The 6000-nt window shown below is 70.5% G+C and carries 7 protein-coding genes; 3 read left to right on the top strand and 4 right to left on the bottom strand.

The window, feature by feature from the left end:
• Nucleotides 1-328: 328 nt before the first annotated feature.
• The gene (locus tag AC1DXK_RS17985) at nucleotides 329-1360 is read left to right on the top strand and encodes a TerC family protein (RefSeq protein WP_457107914.1); all 1032 of its coding nucleotides are present in this window, start codon (nucleotides 329-331) and stop codon (nucleotides 1358-1360) included.
• A gap of 18 nt (nucleotides 1361-1378) precedes the next feature.
• Here AC1DXK_RS17985 and AC1DXK_RS17980 read toward each other — a convergent pair whose 3' ends face one another.
• From AC1DXK_RS17980 to AC1DXK_RS17970, 3 genes are all read right to left on the bottom strand, one after another.
• Entirely contained in the window at nucleotides 1379-2134 is a 756-nt protein-coding gene (locus tag AC1DXK_RS17980) for an N-acetylmuramoyl-L-alanine amidase (RefSeq protein ID WP_457107915.1), read from the bottom strand.
• Entirely contained in the window at nucleotides 2131-2871 is a 741-nt protein-coding gene (locus AC1DXK_RS17975; RefSeq protein WP_457107916.1) for a TerB family tellurite resistance protein, read from the bottom strand. Before AC1DXK_RS17975 ends, AC1DXK_RS17980 begins: the two co-directional genes overlap by 4 nt.
• 153 nt (nucleotides 2872-3024) lie before the next feature.
• Nucleotides 3025-3294 carry a hypothetical protein gene (locus tag AC1DXK_RS17970; protein WP_007560631.1) on the bottom strand — a complete coding sequence of 90 codons (270 nt, stop codon included), beginning with the start codon at nucleotides 3292-3294 and terminating at the stop codon, nucleotides 3025-3027.
• Nucleotides 3295-3501: 207 nt separating this feature from the next.
• Between AC1DXK_RS17970 and AC1DXK_RS17965 the strand changes: the two genes are divergently transcribed.
• Entirely contained in the window at nucleotides 3502-4110 is a 609-nt protein-coding gene (locus tag AC1DXK_RS17965; RefSeq protein ID WP_457107917.1) for an urease accessory protein UreE, read from the top strand.
• 320 nt (nucleotides 4111-4430) lie between these two features.
• Nucleotides 4431-5237: an outer membrane protein gene (locus tag AC1DXK_RS17960; protein WP_457107918.1), complete on the top strand. Its 807-nt coding sequence runs from the start codon at nucleotides 4431-4433 to the stop codon at nucleotides 5235-5237.
• Nucleotides 5238-5367: 130 nt separating this feature from the next.
• Here the strand turns inward: AC1DXK_RS17960 and AC1DXK_RS17955 are convergent, their stop codons facing one another.
• Nucleotides 5368-5583, bottom strand: a complete 216-nt coding sequence (locus AC1DXK_RS17955) for a hypothetical protein (protein ID WP_457107919.1) — start codon at nucleotides 5581-5583, stop codon at nucleotides 5368-5370.
• Between the last annotated feature and the right edge of the window lie 417 nt (nucleotides 5584-6000).

The raw sequence follows: 6000 nt of genomic DNA, 5'->3' as shown, positions 1-6000 counted from the left end.
GATGGGGGCGCGCCGGACAAGCCGGCCTGAGGCGCGCCTCCCGCCCCATCCTGCGCGATCGGCAGCGGCCGCGGGCCGCGATGCCGACGCCGTCCGGCACGCCTTCCAGCAGCGGGTCGGCACGACCGCGGCGGAACAGCTTCGCCGGCCTGCGGGGGGCCGAGGCAGACGTCGCCCGCATACCGGCGGCCGCGGCCCTGCCCTTGATTCGCCCGGATCACCGCTTACCTCGGCCCCATCGGCTGCGGGCCCCTCTGGCGGGCGCTGCTCAGCGCCCGTGATGTCGGAGCCGATGCTTTCCATTCGGAATCAGCATCAGGTCCCGCACATGATGGACGTTCTCACCATCGCATGGCTCGGCAAGCCATTGTGGATGTGGCTCGGCTTCCACCTCCTGATCGCCTGCCTGCTCGCCTTCGACCTCGGTCTGCTCCACCGCGACAAGGAGCATGAGATCGGCGTCCGGGAGAGCTTGGCGCTCACCGGCTTCTACCTCGCCCTCGGCCTCGCCTTCGGCGGCTGGATCTGGTGGTATCTCGGGCCTCAATCCGGCGAGGAATACGTCACCGGCCTCGTGGTCGAGAAGTCGCTGTCGATGGACAACGTCTTCGTCATCGCCATGATCCTCACGGCGCTGGGCATCCCCCGGGCCGCCCAGCACCGGGTCCTGCTCTGGGGCATCCTGGCGGCCGTCCTGCTGCGGGGCCTGATGATCGGCCTCGGCGCGGCCCTGGTGCACGAGGTGCACTGGGTCCTGTCGCTGTTCGCCGCCTTCCTGATCTATGCCGGCCTGAAGATCCTGCTGTCGGGCGACGAGGAGGAGGGCGACTTCCAGAACAGCGCCGTCGTGCGCTGGTTCAAGACGACCTTCCGGGTCACCCCCGAGTTGCACGGCCAGCGCTTCGCGGTGCGCAAGGCCGATCCGAAGACCGGCCGGGCCGCGCTGTACTTCACCCCACTGGCGCTCGCCCTGGTGCTGGTCAACGGCGCCGACGTGATCTTCGCGGTCGACAGCGTGCCGGCGATCTTCGCGATCACCACCGACACCTTCGTGGTCTACACCTCCAACATCTTCGCGATCCTGGGCCTGCGCGCCCTCTACTTCGCGCTGGCCGCGATGGTCGACCGGTTCGCCTATCTCAAGACCGCGCTCGCCTTCATCCTGATCTTTATCGGCGCCAAGATCGTGGTGGCCGACACGTTCGGCCTCGTGACGGTCCAGCCGTGGGTGTCGCTGGTGGTCACCCTGACGCTCCTGGCGGCGGGCGTCGCCTACAGCCTGTGGCGGACCCGGACCGACGCGCCCGCCCTGGCGGAGCCGGACCCGCACCCGCACGAGGCGCGCGCCCACCGCGCCTGAGGCGGAACCGGCGGCCCGTCAGGCCGCCGGCAGCGCCGCGATCAGGTCGCGCAGGGTGGTGATGGTCGAGGCGTCGGCCACGCCGTCCACCCGCGCCTGGCGGAAATGGCGCTGGAACGCGGCGACCACCGCGTGGGTGCGCGCGTCGAACGAACCGGTCACCGGCAGGTCGTAGCCATACAGCGCGAACATCGCCTGCAGCGCCTCGACGGGCTGGCCCGCATCACCCCGCGCGAAGAAGCGGCCGTCCTGCAGGCGGGCGGGGGGCACGTGGTGGCCGAGTCCCGCCGCCGCGAGGCGGTCCCAGGGGAAGACCTCGCCGGGATCCTCCTTGCGCTCCGGGGCCACGTCGGAATGGGCGAGAACCCGCTCCGGCGGGATCGGCCAGCGGCCGAGGATGTCCCGGGTGAGTGCGATCACCGCGTCGACCTGCGCCTCCGGGTAGGGCGGCAGACCGCCGGCATGACCCGGATGGACGATCTCGATCCCGATCGAACGGGAATTGACGTCCCGCTCCCCCTTCCAGGCGCCGGCACCGGCGTGCCAGGACCTGCGGGTCTCCGGCACCAACTGGACGATGCCGCCATCCTCGAACACGAGGTAGTGCGCCGAGACCTCGCTCAGCGGGTCGCGCAGGCGCGCCAGGGCGGCGGCCCCGCTCTCCATGCCGGTGTAATGGAGGATCAGCATGTCGACAGGCCCCGCGCGGCGGGCGCCGTGGTTCGGCGAGGGCGCGACGCGGCGGGCGAGGGGGCTGTCGGGATCGAGGCTCATCGCAGCCCGCGCTCCTGCGCGATCCGGTCGTAGGCGGCGTTGATCGCGGCGAGCCGCCGCGTGGCGATGGCCACCGCCTCCGTCGGGAGGCCGCGGGCGAGCGCGCGATCCGGATGGTGCTCGGCCACCAGCGCGCGGTGGCGGGCCTTCACGGCGGCGTCGTTCGCCTCCCGGTCGAGCCCGAGGACGCGGTAGGGGTCGTCCGGCAGACGAACGTGCCGGGCGGCGATGCGCTGGAACGCGGCCTCGTCGAAGCCGAAGATGCCCGAGACCGCGCGCAGGTAGCGCTCCTCGGCCTCGTGGAGCGCCCCGTCGGCGCCGGCGATCTGGAACAGGCCGTCGAGCACGTCCTCCAGCAGGGCCGGCTCGTCGCCGAAGGTGGTCGCCAGCTGACGCGCGTAGGCCTCGAAACCGTTCGTGGTCTTCTTGGCGAGGTCGAACAGGCGCTCGACGCCCGGGCGCGCCGCCGGCTCCACCTGCACCACCCGGCCGAAGGCCTCGACCTCGGAGGGCAGCACGACGCCGTCGGACTTGGCCATCTTGGCGGCGAGCGCCACGAGCCCGGTGGTGAACACGACGTCGCGCGGCGTCCGGGCGAAGGGCGCGCCGACCCGGTCCATCAGGAAATGGCCCGCGACACCGCCGATCAGGGCACCGAGGGGACCACCGATCGCCAGGCCCAGGCCGGCGCCGCCGAGCTTGCCCCACACGCCCTGGGATCTGGTCGCCTGATTCATGGGCGGCCCGGTCCCGGTGCGGATCCTCGGCTCGGTGCGGTCATCGGGGACGGCGTCATTCCGGCGCCGGGAGAGCCCCGGCCGAGCGACGAAATAGCCGCTCCGCACGCCGCGAGGAAGGGCCGGGCTGTGCCCGGCCCCTCTCGGCTTTGCTCAGCGGCAGTAGATGTTGCCGTAGGCGTCGCGGTAGGTGCCGTAGGGGCAGCGCGGCGCGGTCGAGGCACCCACGATGGCGCCGCCGGCGCCGCCGATCGCGGCACCCGCCAGGGCGCCCCCCGCACGGCCTGTGGCGGCCGCACCGATCGCGGCACCGGTCAGCGCGCCCAGGCCCGCACCGCCCAGCGCCCGATCCTCCGGGGTGTTGCAGGCGCCGAGCGAGAGGGCGGCGATGGTGGCGAGGGCGGCTGCCGTCAGCTTCTTCATGGTCCCCAGAACTCCCTTGTGCATCCGGTCCGGCCGGTGGCCGTGAACGTGGCGGATCGCGCCGAGCTTAGCAGGAAAGGAATGTCGGCCCTACGGCTAAGGTTCCATCCGCCGCGTCCGGAGTTGCGCCGGGTTCCCGTCTCGCCCTATGCCACCTGGCAGGCGGCGCTCCGGCCGGGGTGCCGCGGCGCCACATCCGAGGGTCCCATGCCGACAGCCACCACGATCGTCCGCCGGGCGGCGGTGCGCGCCGACCGCGTCGCCGACACGGTGATCCTGGACCGCGCGGCCCGGGACGCCGTCTCGGGATCCCTGGTGGCCGAGGGCGGCCTCGGCTTCGACGTGGCGCTCACGAAGGCCGCAGCCCTGGAGGACGGCGACGCCCTGCGCCTCGACGACGGCCGGCTCGTCGCCGTGCGGGCGGCCGCCGAGGCACTCCTGGAGGTGCGCGCCGAGAACCCGGCCCGGCTGCTGCGCCTCGCTTGGCAGCTCGGCGGCAGCCACGTGCCCGCCGAGATCGCCGCGGACACGCTCTACGTCCCGGCGACGCCCGCGGCAGCCGAGCTGGTGCGCGGGCAGGGCTGCGTCGCGACCTCGGTCTCCCGCGCCTTCCGGCCCGAGCGCGCCGCCCACGATCACAGCACCTGCGGCCACGATCACAGCCATGATCACCACGACCACGCGCACCACGACCATGGGCACGGACACGACCACAGCCATCACGACCACGCGCACGGCCATGAGCATCGCCATGGTCACGATCATGACCACGATCATGGTCACGTGCACGGCGCCGGCTGCAGCCACGATCATTAGAGAGGGCGCCAGCCGGCGCGCCCGATCGAAGACCGATCGGGCGCCGCTCCCGTTTCCGGCGGGGTCAGTCCGGACGGCGCCGCCCCGCGACCACCGCACAACTACGTAATCACTTAATATGGAACATGTATAACTCCGTCCTATCGGCCGTAAACCATTCAATTCATCGCAATATAACGATCAATTAAATTATATTCCAATCAAAAACACTCGAATAAATCGCAAGTACGCTTGATAATTTCTGTTGCATCGCGATCACAGACCGAAACGTCAGATCCGGATACCTCGGTTCCGCCATCGAATTCTCGGAACCAACCGACATGAAGAACATCGTGACGTCCGCGGCTGTCCTCGCCGCACTGAGCACTGCCGCCGCGGCCGCGGATCTACCCCGCCGCGCGCTCCCGCCGGCACCGATCGCGCTGCCGGTCTTCACCTGGACGGGCGCCTATTTCGGTATCAACGCCGGCTATATCGGGTCGACCAAGGACGACGTGAACACGGCGGGCGTGATCCGGACGAGAAGCGGACTTCCCCTCGCTGACTATTCGGCCCCCGCGCACCTGCAACGGGACGGTTTCACAGGCGGCGGCCAGGTCGGCTACAATTATCAGTTCACGCCCGGCGCGGGCTTCGTCGTCGGCGTCGAGGCCGATCTGGGCTATACGGGCCTGCGCGGGCGCGAGAACTACAAGAGCATCGTTCTCGGGACCAACAGCTTCCGGCAGTCCAGCGACTACCTCGGGACCGTGCGCGGCCGTGTCGGTTATGCGGTGGACCGCACCCTGTTCTACGCGACGGGCGGTTTTGCCTATGCGGGCGAGACTTACCGCACCAGCCTGTTCCAGACCGGCAACGTGCCGAACTATTACGGCAGCCGTTCGCGCATCGAAACCGGCTACGCGGTCGGTGGCGGCGTGGAGTATGCCCTGCCCACCGATTCCTTCCTGAACGTCCTGCACGCCAACGCGGTGACGGTGAAGGGCGAGGCGCTGTATTACGACCTCGGCAGCCGCACGATCCCGGTCCTGCCGACATTCCGGAACGTCAACGCCTTCGCGTCCCGCTATCCGAACGAGGGCGTCCTCGGCCGCCTGGGCCTGAACTACAAGTTCGGGAGCTACTGAGCGGCACCCCATCGATCCTTCGGCTGAGCATCCCCAGCCCGATCAGACTGGTCGCCCCGTCGAAGGTCGCCCCAGGACTCGCGCCTGGGGCGTTCTGCGTCCGGAGGGAGGCCCCGCTGCAACCGGACGTTCAGGGGCGCTTCGGCACCGGCCGCCGGCAATAGGATCGGGCGTCCTCTGGTGCGAGACCGTCCTGCGTGGCGACGCATTGGTCGAGGGTCAGCCCGATGCTGGTGGCGTAGGGCTCGTTGGGCGACAGGGCTCCGCGCGCGAGACCGGCCAGATAGAGCAGGAACGCGACGGCCGCGAGGATCAGCGTCGCGACCACGGCGCGGTTCAGCAGCATCGCCGACGCCCGCTCATGGGATTCCGACCAGCAGCAGCGCGAGGGCGAGCACGGCGAGCCCCGCGCCGATCAAAGCCAGGGCGGTGTGATCACGTCCGGACCGGCGCATGGGAGAACGACCCGGCCGGGTCATGATCCGCGGCCCGGGGCGAGGCCTTCGGTTCGGCTCACGGCAGCAGGCCACAGAGGCCCGTGGCCAACCCGAAGGTGAGCGAGAGCATCGCCGCACAGAGCAGGGCGCGATCGATCACGCGGGTGGCCCGATCCTCCGGCTGAATGTCGATCATCGCGCGATCTCCCCGGCGCAGAATGGGGGACGCCTGTTGCTGACCTGTGTCGGCTGATCTCGACCGGAAGGCCGTTCGTGCCCGGGTCGGCGATCCAGGCCGGATTTCGACGGGCCGGGCGCGACGTCGG

It is taken from the genome of Methylobacterium sp. P3_A11, from assembly GCF_056403155.1.
The sequence above is the reverse complement of the archived record's forward strand: the minus strand, read 5'-3'. Positions and strand labels throughout refer to the sequence as shown.

What these genes read in the sequence shown, in the direction of transcription:
- AC1DXK_RS17985 (WP_457107914.1), top strand. Translation starts at nt 329, where the DNA reads ATGATGGACGTTCTCACCATCGCATGGCTCGGCAAGCCATTGTGGATG.
- AC1DXK_RS17980 (WP_457107915.1), bottom strand. Translation starts at nt 2,134, where the DNA reads ATGAGCCTCGATCCCGACAGCCCCCTCGCCCGCCGCGTCGCGCCCTCG.
- AC1DXK_RS17975 (WP_457107916.1), bottom strand. Translation starts at nt 2,871, where the DNA reads ATGAATCAGGCGACCAGATCCCAGGGCGTGTGGGGCAAGCTCGGCGGC.
- AC1DXK_RS17970 (WP_007560631.1), bottom strand. Translation starts at nt 3,294, where the DNA reads ATGAAGAAGCTGACGGCAGCCGCCCTCGCCACCATCGCCGCCCTCTCG.
- AC1DXK_RS17965 (WP_457107917.1), top strand. Translation starts at nt 3,502, where the DNA reads ATGCCGACAGCCACCACGATCGTCCGCCGGGCGGCGGTGCGCGCCGAC.
- AC1DXK_RS17960 (WP_457107918.1), top strand. Translation starts at nt 4,431, where the DNA reads ATGAAGAACATCGTGACGTCCGCGGCTGTCCTCGCCGCACTGAGCACT.
- AC1DXK_RS17955 (WP_457107919.1), bottom strand. Translation starts at nt 5,583, where the DNA reads ATGCTGCTGAACCGCGCCGTGGTCGCGACGCTGATCCTCGCGGCCGTC.